Annotated in this window: 8 protein-coding genes; all 8 read left to right on the forward strand. The window is 48.4% G+C overall.

Features of this window, described 5'->3' with window-relative positions; genetic code table 11:
* Positions 1–141 precede the first annotated feature (141 nt).
* Positions 142–3627, forward strand: a complete 3486-nt coding sequence (locus ASF12_RS11895) for a glycoside hydrolase family 2 TIM barrel-domain containing protein (protein ID WP_056034483.1) — start codon at positions 142–144, stop codon at positions 3625–3627.
* Between the two features lie 141 nt (positions 3628–3768).
* On the forward strand, positions 3769–4476 hold the full coding sequence (locus ASF12_RS11900; protein WP_056034490.1) for a DNA alkylation repair protein: 708 nt from the start codon (positions 3769–3771) through the stop codon (positions 4474–4476).
* Positions 4477–4718: 242 nt separating this feature from the next.
* A complete protein-coding gene (locus ASF12_RS11905; protein ID WP_056034493.1) occupies positions 4719–5297 on the forward strand; it encodes a DUF4256 domain-containing protein in 579 nt (192 codons plus the stop codon).
* Between the two features lie 108 nt (positions 5298–5405).
* Positions 5406–5582: a hypothetical protein gene (locus ASF12_RS35195; RefSeq protein ID WP_200931613.1), complete on the forward strand. Its 177-nt coding sequence runs from the start codon at positions 5406–5408 to the stop codon at positions 5580–5582.
* A 431-nt stretch (positions 5583–6013) separates the two neighbouring features.
* The gene (locus tag ASF12_RS11910; protein WP_056034496.1) at positions 6014–6583 is read left to right on the forward strand and encodes an SF0329 family protein; all 570 of its coding nucleotides are present in this window, start codon (positions 6014–6016) and stop codon (positions 6581–6583) included.
* Between the two features lie 103 nt (positions 6584–6686).
* A complete protein-coding gene (locus ASF12_RS11915) occupies positions 6687–7841 on the forward strand; it encodes a response regulator (protein ID WP_056034498.1) in 1155 nt (384 codons plus the stop codon).
* Entirely contained in the window at positions 7838–10891 is a 3054-nt protein-coding gene (locus tag ASF12_RS11920; RefSeq protein ID WP_056034500.1) for an ATP-binding protein, read from the forward strand. The genes ASF12_RS11915 and ASF12_RS11920 overlap by 4 nt, the downstream gene beginning before the upstream one ends.
* Before the next feature lie 292 nt (positions 10892–11183).
* On the forward strand, positions 11184–15992 hold the full coding sequence (locus tag ASF12_RS11925) for an Ig-like domain-containing protein (protein WP_155973110.1): 4809 nt from the start codon (positions 11184–11186) through the stop codon (positions 15990–15992).
* Positions 15993–16186 lie beyond the last annotated feature (194 nt).

The raw sequence follows: 16186 nt of genomic DNA on the forward strand, positions 1-16186 counted from the left end.
TAGGAAAGGGTATCCTTTCTTTATCCTATCGCTATATTTCTCAGAATGAAACGCGCCGCTCCTCCAAGGACGGCGACAGCCGTTTCACCTTGAGCCATTACCATGTCTATCTCAAAACCTATGAAAGTGAGCTGTTCGACGATGAATATGAAAACACTTTTCAACGATGGATGGGAATTTGCCAAAAGCGCTCTGGACGTTGCCGAGCATGCCGGACTTTGCTTTGAACCGGTGGATCTTCCTCATGATTGGTTGATTTATAATACATTGGCGCTTTACGAGAATAGTATTGGCTGGTATCGCAAGACGTTTATAAGGTCGCGGAGTGATCGTGAGCTCTTGCTCTGCTTTGACGGCGTGTACATGGATTCTACCGTATACGTAAACGGCCAGCCTGTAGGCGAATGGAAAAACGGCTATGCTTCCTTCGAGCACAATATCACGGCTGCGGTCATCGATGGGGAAAATGAAATCGTCGTGAAAGTGGTGCACCAGAGCCCGAACAGCCGCTGGTATTCGGGAGCGGGCATCTACCGCAACGTCTGGCTCAAGGAGCGGGGCAACAATCACATTGTGACGGGCGGTGTTTATGTTGCAACCAAGCTGCAAGATGGCGGCAGCGGTGGCAGCTGGCTGGTGGAAGTGGACACAGACGTACATATTGAAGAAGATGTGCTGCTGTCGCATGATATCCTCTTCCAAGGAAGGACGGTCGCAGCCACTTCGGAGCGGATAGAAGCTGGACGCGGCGTTGTTACGAAAAATAGCCAAACGTTAACCGTAAATGATCCTCTCTTATGGAGCACGGACGAACCGAATTTGTATCAGATCGTCACGCGAATGCAGCGACAATTGCCGGAATTGGGCGGGGAAGAGCGCTACGAAGATGAAGGTGAAGAATTGGAGATGCTCACGCAGCCTCTGGGCTTCCGGAGCATCGTTCTTGATTCACAGCAGGGGCTTCAGGTCAACGGGAAAAAGCTGAAATTGAATGGGGTTTGCGAGCATCATGACTTTGGTGCTTTAGGAGCAGCGTTCAACATCTATGCGCTGCGAAGAAGATTTGAGCTGCTGAAGGAGATGGGCGTGAACGCCATTCGCACAGCGCATAATATGCCAGCTCCAGAACTGATGGATTTGGCGGATGAGATGGGATTATTCGTCGTAACGGAAGCGTTCGATATGTGGGAGCGATCCAAGACGGCTTACGATAACGCAAGATTTTTCAAGGATTGGGCGTATGCTGATGTGAAAAGCTGGGTGCTCCGGGACCGGAATCATCCAAGCCTTCTCATGTGGAGCATTGGGAACGAGATTTACGATACGCATGCGGACGAGCGAGGGCAGGAAATGACCAGAATGCTCATGGACTATGTATTGGAGTTCGATCCGAAGCAGAATGCCCGGGTTACGATTGGCTCGAATTATATGCCTTGGGAAAATGCGCAGAAATGCGCCGATATCGTAAAGGTTGCTGGCTATAATTATGCGGAAAAATATTATCACAAGCATCATGAGGAGCATCCGGATTGGATCATCTACGGCAGCGAGACCGCATCGGTCGTCCAGAGCAGGGGGATTTATCATTTCCCATTCGAAAAATCAATCCTTGCCGACGATGATGAGCAATGCTCGGCCCTGGGGAACAGCTCGACAAGCTGGGGAGCCAAGTCGGCGGAGGCTTGTATTTTGGCGGAGCGGGATACGCCGTTTTCGCTTGGCCAGTTTTTGTGGACTGGATTCGATTATATCGGGGAGCCAACACCTTATCATACGAAAAACGCTTATTTCGGCCAGATCGATACGGCTACCTTCCCGAAGGATTTCTATTATATCTATCAGGCCGCTTGGACAGATTATAAAACGAAGCCGATGGTGCATCTCTTCCCCTATTGGGATTTTAATGCGGGGCAAATGATTGATGTCAGGGTTTGTTCGAATGCCCCGAAGATTGAATTGCAGTTTAATGGGGATACGATTGGAGCTTACGATATTGATCACGAGCATGGAACGGAGCTTGTTGGCTGGTGGAAGGTGCCTTATGCGGAAGGGGAAATGAAGGCCATCGCTTATGACGAGCAGGGCAACGTGATCGCGACCGATGTTCGGACATCGTTTGGGGATGCGACAAAGCTTCGTCTTGAGGCTGATAAAGCGGTGCTGACGGCGAACGGTACAGATTTGGTTTTTGTGGAAATTGGTATGCTGGATGATCAGGGGCATTCGGTAGACAATGCGAACAATCGTGTTCACGTAGAGGTGACTGGCGCAGGCCGCCTGCTGGGGCTTGATAATGGCGACAGCACGGATTTTGATCCGTATAAGGGAACAAGCAGAAGATTATTCAGCGGCAAGCTGATGGCAATCATCGGGTCGACGCTTGAGCCAGGGAAAATCCGAATCGAGGTGTCCTCCAAGGGGATGCAAGCTCAGGTGGCGGAATTCGAGTCGTACCCTGCAAGCGAGATGAACGATGTGAACGATGTAAGCTTGAAAGGTATTTCAGCAAATACGAGCAATCAAGAGCTAGCATGCGTGACGGGAACGGATGAAGAAACGCCGCTTCGTAAAATCGAAATGATTAGCGACTCTGGTCAAATTATAGATGAATCGACCAAGGAAATTGTTGTTCGAGCTAAGCTATGGCCGGAAAATACGTCGTATCGAGACGTGGAATGGCGTGCCGTAACGGACGAAGGGATTGATTCAAATATTGCCAAGGTCGAAGCGAATGGGCTTGAGGCGAAAATATCCGCTATCGGCGACGGTGCCTTCCGTCTTCGTTGTACGAGTAAGAACGGCACGGACAAGACGAAGCTGATTTCCCAGCTGGAGTTTAAGGCAGCAGGTCTCGGAACTGCTTACAAGGATCCATATGGCTTCATCTCGGCTGGGCTTTACGATTACAGTAAAGGCGAGGTTGGGAACGGCAACGAAAGAGGTGTAGCGACAAGCCGGGATGGCGAGACGCAAGTAGGCTTCCACGATATCGACTTCGGCCCTTATGGCTCCGATACCATTACGATGCCGATCTTCGCCTTGTCCAGCGAGGAGTATGCGCTGCAAATTTGGGAAGGGATGCCCGGTGTGGAGGGAAGCAGCTTAGTTGCCGACGTCATTTATCAGAAGCCGTCCAAGTGGAACGTCTATCAGGAAGAAACCTATCGTCTGACCAAGAGGCTTCGCGGCATTACGTCGATTTGCTTCGTGCTTCGCCAGAAGGTGCATATTAAAGGATTTTCTTTTGAACGCCAGAATAGGGCTTTCGAACAAAATGCGGCAGCCTCCTGCGATCGGATTTATGGCGATACCTTTACCTTCGCAGATGAGTGTGTGGAAGGCATCGGCAATAATGTTTCACTCGAATTTGCACATATGGATTTTGCGGGTGAAGGCGCTTCGAAGCTAGTCATCAATGGGAGCTCGCCAATTGACAAAAATACGATCCATATTCGATTCGCTGGCGAGAACGGCGAAAGCAATCAGCTCGTCGAATTCGAGAAATCGGAGGGATACGAAGAGCGGACATTTGAATTGGAGCAGATAACAGGGCTGCAAAAAGTGACCTTCATCTTCCTGCCGGGCAGCAACTTCGACTTTGGCTGGTTTCGCTTTTTGCATCTATAATAGAGGAAGCACGAATAAAACTTCATTTCAGTCATTGGACTAGCTGCGTTCCATATTAAAACAGGGGTATAGCGGGGATGCTGAATAGGAAGAGACGATAGCGTAGCAAACTTTACTATAGAGCAGAAGGCAGGGATTCGGATGAATGTAGAAGAGGTTATGCAGGAGCTTGAAACTCTCGGCAAGGAGCGCACCAAAAAAATATATGTTTCCAATGGAGCTCATGAGCCGTTGTTTGGCGTGGCGACAGGTGCGATGAAGCCGATTGCCCGGAAAACGAAAAAAAATCAGCCGCTGGCCGAGCAGCTTTATGCGACCGGAAATTACGACGCAATGTATTTTGCCGGCGTTATTGCGGAGCCTAAGGCGATGACGGAGGCTGACTTCGATCGCTGGCTGGACGCTGCCTATTTCTTTATGCTGTCTGATTACGTCGTAGCGGTAACGCTGGCGGAAACGGATATTGCACAAGAGGTGGCCGATAAATGGATTTCAAGCGGCGAGGAGCTGCGCATGTCGGCAGGCTGGAGCTGCTATTGCTGGCTGCTTGGCAGCCGCCCGGACAGTGAATTCTCCGAGAACAAGCTGGCTGGGATGCTGGCAACGGTCCGCGATACGATTCACGATGCTCCTGAGCGCACCAAATATGCCATGAATTATTTCGTCTATACGACAGCGGTATCCTATGAGCCGCTGCATGCCAAGGCGGTCGAAACCGCCGCAGCTATCGGGCCTGTGGAGGTGACGGATGCGAAGTCCAAGAGCAAGCAGCTCGACGCAGCTGGCAATATTCAGAAGGCTGTCGATAAAGGGCAGATCGGCTTCAAGCGCAAATACGTAAGGTGCTGATAAAGCACGGCTTGTCTCAGGTCTCAACGGAAAAGCGAGAGTTGAGGCCTTGATGCGAAACGGGAGGAGAGGCAGGAAATCGCGCATCGAATGTCAAATGAAAGGAAGAAGCACATGTAAGGGCGGAGGCATAACAACAGGATTGCCCAATTAAAAATTCGCATCCTCCTATTACGAAAATCCTTGATGTCTCGGCCAAAGCTGATGCGCAAGCTCGATATGGGTTGAAGGGAGAAATGAAGATGACAACGAGTCCAAACAGCCCTGCAAAGGAGCTATCTACGGAGCAGCGTGAGGAATTACTTAAAGCCTTGAAAGCCCGTTTTGATAAAAATAGGGATCGGCATAAAGTTCTTGAATGGGCTAATGTACAAGCAAAGCTTGAAGCTCAAACCGAAAAGCTATGGTCGCTTCATGAAATGGAGAGGACCGGTGGTGAACCGGATGTTGTTGATTATGACAAAGAGACGGGCGAGTTCATTTTTTATGATTGTTCGGCGGAAAGTCCTAAAGGTCGAAGAAGCATTTGCTACGATCGTGAAGCTCTGGAGTCACGCAAAGAGCATAAGCCGCAAAATAGTGCGATGGAAATGGCAGGAGACATGGGTATTGAGCTTCTAACAGAAGAACAGTATCGGCAGCTGCAGGAGCTTGGAAAATTCGATTTAAAAACGTCCAGTTGGGTGAAAACACCCGCTAATATTAGAGAGCTCGGCGGTGCTGTTTTTTGTGATCGTCGCTATAACACGATTTTCTTGTATCACAATGGAGCAGAATCCTATTATGGCGCTAGAGGGTTCCGGGGCTGGTTAAGGGTCTAGCCTTGCAGGTGAAGGGCGATTGTTTTTTACATTAGATAGCAAGGAATAGGTTGACCTCTCCCCACATTTAGCCAGTTGCTTTAAAGGATATCAAGGAAGGGGAAACCCATGGATAAATTTAATGATCTAGAGAAACTTATTAAGCTCACAGGAGATCGCGCTAAGCTGGATGCAAAAGCTAACGACACATATATTGTATATAAAACATCGGAAGGCCAAATTGTTAAGGAATACAACAATGGAGATATTGTCCCGATTGCGAATTTGGATGCCTCTCATGGATGAACAGAAACCGATTAGGTATGTATTTGCCGGTAATAAAAAAAGATACTTAAAGTGAGAAGAACACCTGTACTCTATGGGCTGTTCTTCTTTTAATTTAGTAGGGAAGTGTGAACATTTACTCGCGTATAAATAGATGTCTAAATGATTGCTTGCTATAATGATTAGAGTTGAAAATTAAGTGGCAGGCATCAGGCTTAACTTGCTTTGTAATTTTCTCCTGCCTTGGCAACTTTAAATTCTTCCGTCAACATTAGGATGGTTTGCAAGGCAAACCACGTTGATAGCAAGAATTATGTTAATCTCCTCCCGTAGCAGTGGAGGTTTTTTTATTTGAACATAGAGGATTGAGGATTGCTTATTGTATGATAGATGATAGAAAGACTGCCACTGCCTTAAGAGGCAGTTATTAATAGAGAACATAGGAGGATTACATGTCCTGGAGCAAAATGAAACAAAATCTGGAGAGTTTTCTCTGTCCAGCGTTAAATGGAAGGGTCGAATACCGTTCAACCAGCTATCGATATTTGCCTGATAAAGCAGGTCTTTGTTATATTGCGGTAGATAAAAAGAACGTGCTTAATATGAGTGATACAACTAACCCAATCAGATGGTATCAGACGGAGCTGGAAATTAAAAATGATTCAGCTATCCAAATTCCGATCAGCCATGAAGAAATGGAAGCAGTCAGAAAAGATACCAAGGGCACCGTCCCGGAGGATCGTCTAATCGTAATTGCGAGAAGCAGAAAAATAACAGAATATGCAAAGGAGCTTATGTCGGCACAAGCCTCACTAAGTAAATCAAATTTTATCGTTGCAGCTAATAAGTTTTTATCCACTTCTATAGAGGAAAGCATAGAGAGCCATGATATTTTATTGAATGTTTTAGCTTTGGTGGACAGACGCGTTGGAAAAAAACGAATGTTAAACATGACCGATAAAATAAAGCTAAAGCATCCCATTGTGCAGTATTTTTATGAATTACGGCTTAGTACATTTTAAAAATATATAACTCATTCAACTCCATCTTTATTGTGCCTATTTGAGTTAGTGTTCTCCGTGCAGAAAAGGATATTTGCAAAAATGTTTAAGGAGACAAGAACCGATGATTCGTGTAATGCTCATTGATGATGAAGAAGATGCGCTGGATTTGTTGGGCATTTTGCTCGGACAAATCGGGAGTGTTCAGGTAGCAGGAAGATATATAAATCCGCTTCAAGCAATTGAGGCTTTAAGTTATACTCCCGTAGATGCCGTCTTCCTAGATAATCAGATGCCTGGAATGAAGGGCACGGAAGCTGCCAGAATAGTCAGGAGCATGTTCCCGCATATGCCGATCGTATTCACAACGGCATATGCAGAATATGCGGTCGAAGCCTTTGAAATTCAATCGACCGACTATCTGCTGAAGCCATTTACAATAGAAAGATTGCAGAACGCGGTTGCGCGCATTAAACAATCTTTATCCGAGTCCGTTTTTCAGGCACGCCAAAGAGCAAGCATGACCCCAACCGTCAAATGTCTAGGAGGCTTCCAGTTAGTATTGCCGGGTGACATGAACAAAGGGCTGACATGGAAAACGAAGAAGGAGCGGGAGCTCTGTGCGTTTTTGATCCATTATGCCGGAAAGACTGTGAATACCGCATCGATCATTGAGGCCATATGGCCAGGCTACGATCTGAATAAGGCGAAAACTTATTTGTATACGTGCCTGTCCTATTTACGGAAAAGCTTGGCGGAGCATCATATTCCGATACATATTATGAAAGCAGATCAAGGGTTCGGCGCTGCATTGGACGGGGTAACGGTCGATGTAATGGAATTTGAGCAGCTGCTGAGCAGCACATTGGCTGAAGCTGAAGAGGAAATGGATGAAAGGTCTTACGATAAAATGAACCAGATGTACAAAGGCGAATATTTGGAAGCCTGCGATTTCGGTTGGGCCACTGCCAGACAGCTCGAGATCAAGGCCTCGTATGTACGCGTGCTTCGTAAATGGCATGCGTATTTTCAAAGTCAGGGCAATCGTACGCTTGCGATGGACAGCTTGCAAAACCTATTGTCGCTGGCCCCTGATTCCGAGATTGACGGACGTGAGCTGATCAAGCTGCATCTGAAGATTGGCGATCGGAATGAGGCGTATCGTGTCTGCCTGCAATTGGAACAAGCGGTGCGCCTGCAATTGGGAGCTGAGCTGGAGGAAGAGACATTGCGGTTAATTGAGAAAACGAAAGACAAGACAGAGCGGCAAGCAGAATGAGAAAAAAAGTTTCCGCGGCCCTCATCACCTTATCTCTATTGCTTGCAACCTACGTGATGTTGTTGACTTACTCCTCTATGTATCAGAAGCCTATGCCAGCGGCCGTAAATGGGGTCATGGACTTGACCGCATGGAAATTCGAGGAGGATGGGGTCGTTCGGCTGGACGGACAGTGGGGATTTTATCCGAATCAATTGCTCACTCCTCAGCCTGCTCTCCCTTCTGCCGCTACGGGGGATTTGTCACCGGCGCTGATTCAGGTTCCTGGATCATGGTCAAAGCAGATGGACACCCTTGGCATGGCGACCTATCGCTTGCAGCTTCAGATGGATGATGCAGGTGCAGTCTACGGCTTGAAAACAGCGTCGATCCTAATTTCCAGTCGGCTCATTGTTAACGGCGAAATCGTCGGATCAAGCGGGAATCCCGCTGAGCAAGAGCATTACAAAGCACTTAATAAACCATATGTAAGCTATTTCACACTGCAGCCAGGGTGGAATGAAATTCTGGTACAGGTAGCCAACTACGAATTCCGGGTTGGCAGCGGGATCGGTGAATCCCTTCTCTTAGGCAAGGCTGAGCAAATTGCCGAACTTCGCGATCAGGCGACTGCTCATGATTGGGTTTCGTTAACTGCCTTCCTGATTATTGGATTGTATTTTATTGGATTGTTTTCCCAGAGAAGAAGTGATTTGTCACTTGCAGTATTTGGCGCAGTGTGCCTATGTATCGCCATATTTACAAGTATCAGCGGCGAAAGAGTGCTATTCAATGCGGTTGGCCCATTGCCGTTCTGGCTTTATTTCCGTATTCAAATGGTCGCGTCTGTTGGTGGTAGTCTAGGATTTTTCCTTTATATATATATTGCTTTCCGGCCCTACTGCTTTAAATGGCTCAATCAAGGCGGGCTGGTTCTCGGGGTGATCCTTGCCTTGCTTAATATGGGCTTCGCCTCTCAGCTTTCAACAGGACCTTTTCGCCAATTGACGTCGCTTTATGTTACGATTTCGTTGCTGTACGCCACGTATGTATTCGTATATACGGCACTACACAAAGTAGCGGGCAGCGGGTATTTAGCCGTAGCGGCAATGGCATTGAATGCGCTAGTGCTGAACCAGAATATGAATATTTATTTTGGCGTGCCGATCTATTTGCTTCCTCCGATTGAGCCTTTTCTTGTTTTGCTGATGCTCGCCTTGCTGATGTCGCTCCGTTTCTCGAACGCTTTCCAAAAAATTGAGGAGCTGTCCGGGCAATTGCTGCAAGCGGACAAGCAAAAGGATGATTTTCTCGCTCGAACCTCGCATGAATTCAAGACACCGCTTCACGGTGTAATGAATATTTCTCAGTCCATGTTAAGCGATGCCGTGCATCCGCCAAATGCGGAACAACGGGAAAAGCTTCAGTTGATTACCGACATTACAAGGAAGCTTTCGCAGCTCGTTTATGACATCTTGGACTTATCCAAGCTGAAGCAGGGTGAAATGAGAGTGGTTCCGGTACCGATCGACGTTCGTTCGGTAGCGGAGGTGCAAGTGCGCTTTTATTCCTATTTGTGCACGGAAAACCAGATTGGGCTTGTGAACCATGTGCCGGCGCAGCTGCCTTCTGCTTTTGCCGATGAAATCCGCTTGAGTCAAATTATCGGAAATTTGCTGGATAATGCGATTAAGCATACAAAAAACGGGGAGATCATCATTACCGGAAGAGAGCGGGGAGGAAGGCTCGAAATTTCGGTGCAGGATACAGGAGAAGGCATTGAGCCGCAAGACCTTCCATTTATTTTTGAACCATTCAAATCACTTGAGGGAGCACAGCATCGCGGCTTTGGATTAGGGCTGCCAATTGCGAAGCAGCTGGTTGAGCTGCAACAAGGAACTATTGTGGTTGTTTCCACGCCGGGAGTCGGTTCGACCTTTACATTCACGCTTCCGATTGCCGAAGAGCGGGGAGAAGCAACATGGCCCTCATCCGATTCAAATCCCCAGGCTATGCTCAAGGAACCCGATTATTCCTTCGTTACGCCGTACTATTCCAGTCTGAGCGGGAAGCATACGGTTCTAATCGTCGACGATCAGTATGTGAACTTAAAAGTTTTAATAGACGCACTTCAAGCTCTCGACTATCACGTCATCGCGGTCAAGAACGGGTATGAGGCGCTGGAACAGCTGGATCAATCGGGCAGGATCGATCTCGTTATCCTCGATCTAATGATGCCGGGCATGTCCGGCTACGAAGTGTGTCAGGAGATTCGTAAACGATACTCGCTGCTGGAGCTGCCCGTTCTAATGGTGACGGCAGCTTATCAGCCTCAAGATAAGGTGGCAGCCTTCCAAGCGGGGGCGAACGATTATTTGCCGAAGCCGTTTGATCTCGAGGAGCTTAAGGCAAGAATCGGCAGCTTGCTCGCCATGAAGGAATCGCTGGGCCGGGCAGTTAACCTAGAAGTGGCGTTTTTACAATCGCAGATCAAACCGCATTTTTTATATAATGTGCTGAATAGTATTGTGGCATCAAGCTATACGGATGTGGAGCGCGCGCGGAAGATGATTGTTGATCTGGCCGATTACTTGCGGGGCAGCTTTCGGTTCAGCAACGCGGAGGAACGCATAGGTTTTTCAGAAGAGTTTAGTCTCATTCGGACGTATGTGGAGATTGAACGAGCTCGCTTCAAAGAGCGTATTCGCTTCGAATATGTAATTGAGGAAGCTGCCTATAGCTTGCAAATGCCGCCGCTTTTGTTGCAGCCGCTTGTAGAAAATGCAATCCGTCATGGCATTGGCGATCGAATTGAAGGCGGCACAGTGACAGTGACGGTGGAAAAGTTGGATGGGAATTGGCACTTTGTTGTAGCCGATGATGGAGCAGGGATCGCGCCTGAACGATTGAAGAGGCTGCTTGAACGAGCCGAGCCGGATGAGCCGCAGGGGGTCGGCTTGCGGAATATTAACAAGCGCTTGAAATATGAATACGGGATTTCGTTAGAACTGGAAAGCGAACTAGGTCGCGGCACGAAAGTCATCATATGCATCCCTGCCTCGCGGGTTTAACAGGCTGTTCCGCTTAACGCTATAGGATCTCGCAACAGGCTCTCATCGTTTTACGATGAGGCCTGTTTTTTTGAATATAAGCCCAGTATAAATTCTACACTTATACTGGGCTTATTTCATCGCGAAACATCAGCTTTGCCGCCAGAGGACGGCGACAGCCGTTTATGCTTGATGTAGAAAATTGTCGATTTTTAAGGTTTTTTTAAGGTGATTTCCTATATGCTGAGCTAGATAATGTGGGCTATGTGACAGAATGAAAATGCGGAGAGGAAGATGAAGATTGGTCCCAGTAATGAATAAGCGTAGAAATAACGATAAAATCCGAAAAACGGTACATCTTTTACTTGCCGTTATGCTTTTAATGCCGCTTCTAGCAAGCGGAGGTACGGCTTGGGCAGCAGCCGGCTGGTCGCCGGTGGATGGCGGCGGTACGAATGGCTTGAACGTGAACCCTGTAAGAGATGGCAACTACACGGCATTAGCTGTATTCAATAACGAAGTATATGAAGCATGGCAGGAAACGAATGGAACGGCGAGCCAAATACGTGTTAAGAAATATAACGGCACGAGCTGGACGAGCGTCGACGGTAACGGGGCAAATGGAGTGAATGTAGATCCTTCCAAAGCGGCGATTACCTCTGCTATGGCTGTTTTTGAGGATGAATTATATGTCGCGTGGGTTGAAAGAAACTCAGTCTCCACCATTAATCAAATAAAGGTCAAGAAATATAATGGTGCGAGCTGGACGAGCGTTGATGGCGACTCAAATGGGCTAAACATCAATGCCTCAAGAGGTGCATCATACCCTTCATTGTTTGTACATGACAATAATCTGTATGCAGCGTGGAATGAAGTTAACGACAACAACGCAAATCAAATCCGGGTCAAGAGGTATGACGGCACCGCTTGGACAAGCGCTGACGGCGGCGGTGTGAACGGTTTGAACGCAAATACTTCATTGGGAGCGGCTGTTCCTAAAATGGCTGAATACAATGGTTCTTTATATTTGGCGTGGCAGGAGACCAACGGAAGCGCTGTTCAAATTCGCGCCAAAAAATATGATGGGACGAATTGGACGTCGATTGATGGTGGAGGTACGACCGGTCTGAATGTAAATGGGGCAAAAACCGGAGCCAATCACTCATTGGCTGTATTCAACAACGCCTTATATTTGGCGTGGGACGAAATTGTCGGAACGAATGATAATCAAATTCGAGTCAAGAAATATGACGGAAGCACTTGGACGAGTGTGGACGGCAACGGGACGTATGGTATAAACAAGCAGACTGATTACAGAGCAAACTATGTTGTGTTAACGGCACTCGATAACGCTTTATATGCAGCGTGGTCGGAATACAATGGAACGGCTTTTCAAATCCGGGTCAAAAAGTATGACGGTACGAGTTGGACGAGCGTAGATGGAAACGGAGTCAATGGTTTGAATGTAAATGTCTCGAGAGCTGCACAATATCCTGCGGCAGCAGCGTTAAACAATGTTTTATATGTTGGGTGGCAGGAGACGAACGGATCGGTTGTTCAAATTCGGACGTCCAGTTATATGCCACCTGTGCCTCCGACAATTAATAGCGTAACTGTGAGTCCAAGCACCGCAAGCGTTGTGCAAGGAGGAAGCAGACAGCTCACGGCTACAGTGGATGCAGCAGGTGGAGCAGCGACGACGGTGACTTGGACGAGCAGCGACTCGAGCAAGGTCATGGTGAACAGCACGGGGAATGTAACCGTAGCAGCGGATGCCGCGCCGGGTGATTACACAATCACAGCAACGTCGACGGTGGATAGCAGCAAAAAAGGAACGTCGACGATTACCGTCACAGTGGCGCCGGCTATCAACAACGTAAGCGTGAGCCCAAGCACCGCAAGTGTTGTGCAAGGAGGAAGCAGACAGCTTACGGCTGCGGTGGATGCAGTAGGAGGAGCAGCGACGACGGTGACTTGGACGAGCAGCGATGCGAGCAAGGTGACGGTGAACAGCACGGGGAATGTAACCGTAGCAGCGAATGCAGCGCCCGGTGATTACACAATAACGGCAACGTCGACGGTGAATAGCAGTAAAAAAGGAACGTCGACAATTACCGTAACGGCCGCACCAGCAGTTAACAGCGTAAGCGTGAGTCCAAGCACTGCAAGCGTTGTGCAAGGAGAGAGCAAGCAGCTCACAGCATCAGTAGATGCAGTGGGAGGAGCAGCGATGACGGTCACTTGGACAAGCAATGACTCGAGCAACAAGGTGGAAGTAGACAGTACGGGGAATGTAACCGTAGCAGCGGATGCTGTGCCGGGCGATTACACGATCACGGCAACGTCGACGGTGGATGGCAGCAAAAAAGGAACGTCGACGATTACCGTCACGGCCGCACCAGCCATTAACAGTGTAAGCGTGAGCCCGAATAGCGCAAGCGTCGAGCGAGGAGGAAGCAAGCAGCTCACAGCATCAGTAGATGCAGTGGGAGGAGCGGCGACGACGGTCACCTGGATAAGCGATGACGTGAACAACAAGGTGGAAGTAGACAGCACAGGGAATGTAACGGTCGCACCCGATGCAGCGCTAGGCGATTACACGATCACGGCAACGTCGACGGAAGATAGCAGCAAAAAAGGAACAGCGACGATTACCGTCACAGTAGCGCAAGCCATCAACAGCGTAACCGTGAGTCCAAGCACCGCAAGCGTCGTACAAGGAGGAAGCGAGCAGCTAACAGCTACGGTAGATGCAGTAGGAGGAGCGGCGACGACGGTCACTTGGATAAGCGATGACGTGAACAACAAGGTGTCGGTAGACAGCACGGGGAATGTAACCGTCGCACAGGATGCCACGCCTGGCGATTACACAATCACGGCAACATCAACGATAGATAACAGCAAAACAGGAACATCGACGATTACCGTCACAGCAGCAGCTTCCTATTCAATCGCTGCAATCACGGATCAAACGTTAGCTGCACTAGTTCAGGGATACGAATCAGGTACCCAAGAGACTAAAACCATTCCAGTCATGAATACTGGAACTGGAGATTTATTGAACCTGTCGACAGCGCTTAGTGGCGCAAACGCTGATGATTTTGTAGTGACACAGCCAGATTCTACTTTAACAAGCAGCGCATCAACAAGCTTTGACATTCATGCAAAAGATGGCTTGCCAGCAGGCACCTACACGGCAACGGTAACCGTAACTGCGGATCATATGACACCTGTAATATTTAACGTCACGCAAGTTGTGAACTTGCCGAATGCTCCCGAAAATCCGCAAAATCTTGTGGCCGTCGGCGGCGACCGTCAAGTTACGTTGAACTGGGGTGCAGTATCGGACGCAGTCCAATACCGTGTTTACATGGCAACGGATCCTAACCCAAATAACCTCGTTGAAGTGGCGATTGTCACATCACCTACTTACAGCGCACAAAATTTGGTCAACGGTACGACCTATTACTTTGTAGTAAAATCAGAAAACGTAGGCGGCTTGAGCGGGGCGTCGAACCAAACAAGCGCGACTTCATCAACCATCCCGGGAGTGCCAGCTAACGTATCCGCAGTGGCGGGCAACGGACAAGCTGTCGTAACCTTTACGGCTCCTGCTGATAATGGCGGAAGTGCGATTACAGGATATGAAGTGACCGCTTCACCGGGAAATATCAGCGTGATCGGAGGAGCAAGTCCAATTACGCTCACAGGCTTGACGAATGGAACAAGCTACACCTTTACGGTAAAAGCGATTAATGATGCGGGCAGGAGCGCTGCTTCTGCGGAATCGAATACAGTCATTCCAACAGCATCAAATACGCCATCTCAGCCTTCTGCTCCATCGACATCGGGCAATACGAACACTGCAAACAACGGTGTGAATATTCTGGTTAACGGGAAAGTTGAGAATGCGGGTACCGCTACGGTTACAAAGCGAAACAATCAAACCGAAATAACGGTGATTGTGGATCAGAAAAAACTGGATGAGAGACTTGCTGCGGAAGGGCAGCATGCCATAGTCACGATTCCGATTGACCAAAAATCCGACATCTTCGTTGGAGAGCTGAATGGCCAAATGGTGAAAAACATGGAGGACAAGCAAGCTGTTCTGGTGTTCAAAACCGAAAATGCAACATACACGCTTCCAGCAGGCCAAATCAATATCGATGCTATATCCAAGCAGGTTGGCGAATTAATAGCCTTGCAAGACATTAAAGTGCAGATTGAAATTGCCATCCCGACAACGGATACGTTGAAGCTTGTGGAGAACGCAGCAGCCAAAGGCCAATTCACCCTTGTCGGCCAGCCGCTGAGCTTTACGGTGAGAGCTGCATATGGAGATAAGATCTTCGAAGTAACGAATTTTGACGCTTATGTGGAGAGAACGATTGCGATTCCGGATGGCGTTGATCCGGGCAAGATTACGACAGGAGTTGTCGTTGAGCCGGATGGCTCCGTACGCCATGTGCCGACTAAAATCCGAAATATGAACGGGAAATATGAGGCTCAAATCAATAGCTTGACCAACAGCGAGTATGCGGTCGTATGGCATCCGCTCGAATTTAGCGATATGATAAATCATTGGGCGAAAAATGCCGTTAACGACATGGGGTCCCGGATGGTTGTCGACGGAACGGGCAACGGGATGTTCAGTCCTGATCTGGAAATTACCCGCGCCGAATTTGCAGCGATCATCGTTCGCGGATTAGGACTCAAGCTGGAAAATGGAGCAACACCATTCTCGGATGTGTTGTCGTCCGATTGGTATAGCAGCGCGGTCAATACGGCGTATTCATACCGGCTTATTAGCGGCTTTGAAGACGGCACGTTCCGGCCGAATGACAAAATTACGAGAGAACAAGCAATGGTTATTCTATCCAAGGCGATGGCGATAACTGGGCTGAAGGACACGCTGCTCGAGCAATCGGCAGACAATGCCCTTCGTCCGTTTGAAGATGCAGCGAAAGTAGCCGCATGGGCACAAAGCAGCGTTGCGGACAATGTGCAGGCTGGCCTTGTATTTGGAAGAAACGGGGCTTTACTTGCTCCGAAGGGGAACATGACCCGAGCCGAGGTTGCAACTATCATCCAGAGATTATTGCAAAAATCGGATCTGATTTAAGCAGCCATTCCTTAGAATATCCTGCCATCTATCAAGCTTCCTGCTGGATGATGGCAGGATTTCTTATTTTTCTGGAGCAAATACAAGTCATTCTGCCAATAAACTATGTTAGGAATCATGGTATGATTACGGGATGTAGACAAATAAATGGGAGATGTATGAGTGGATGATCCCTCTTTTTTCATGCACTTGAT

This window comes from Paenibacillus sp. Leaf72, from assembly GCF_001422685.1.
In the GTDB taxonomy this organism is placed as follows: Bacteria; Bacillota; Bacilli; order Paenibacillales; family Paenibacillaceae; genus Pristimantibacillus.

Bases quoted from the DNA above. Each gene is read 5' to 3' on its own strand.
- ASF12_RS11895 (WP_056034483.1), top strand. From the start codon at position 142: ATGAATATGAAAACACTTTTCAACGATGGATGGGAATTTGCCAAAAGC.
- ASF12_RS11900 (WP_056034490.1), top strand. From the start codon at position 3,769: ATGAATGTAGAAGAGGTTATGCAGGAGCTTGAAACTCTCGGCAAGGAG.
- ASF12_RS11905 (WP_056034493.1), top strand. From the start codon at position 4,719: ATGACAACGAGTCCAAACAGCCCTGCAAAGGAGCTATCTACGGAGCAG.
- ASF12_RS35195 (WP_200931613.1), top strand. From the start codon at position 5,406: ATGGATAAATTTAATGATCTAGAGAAACTTATTAAGCTCACAGGAGAT.
- ASF12_RS11910 (WP_056034496.1), top strand. From the start codon at position 6,014: ATGTCCTGGAGCAAAATGAAACAAAATCTGGAGAGTTTTCTCTGTCCA.
- ASF12_RS11915 (WP_056034498.1), top strand. From the start codon at position 6,687: ATGATTCGTGTAATGCTCATTGATGATGAAGAAGATGCGCTGGATTTG.
- ASF12_RS11920 (WP_056034500.1), top strand. From the start codon at position 7,838: ATGAGAAAAAAAGTTTCCGCGGCCCTCATCACCTTATCTCTATTGCTT.
- ASF12_RS11925 (WP_155973110.1), top strand. From the start codon at position 11,184: ATGAATAAGCGTAGAAATAACGATAAAATCCGAAAAACGGTACATCTT.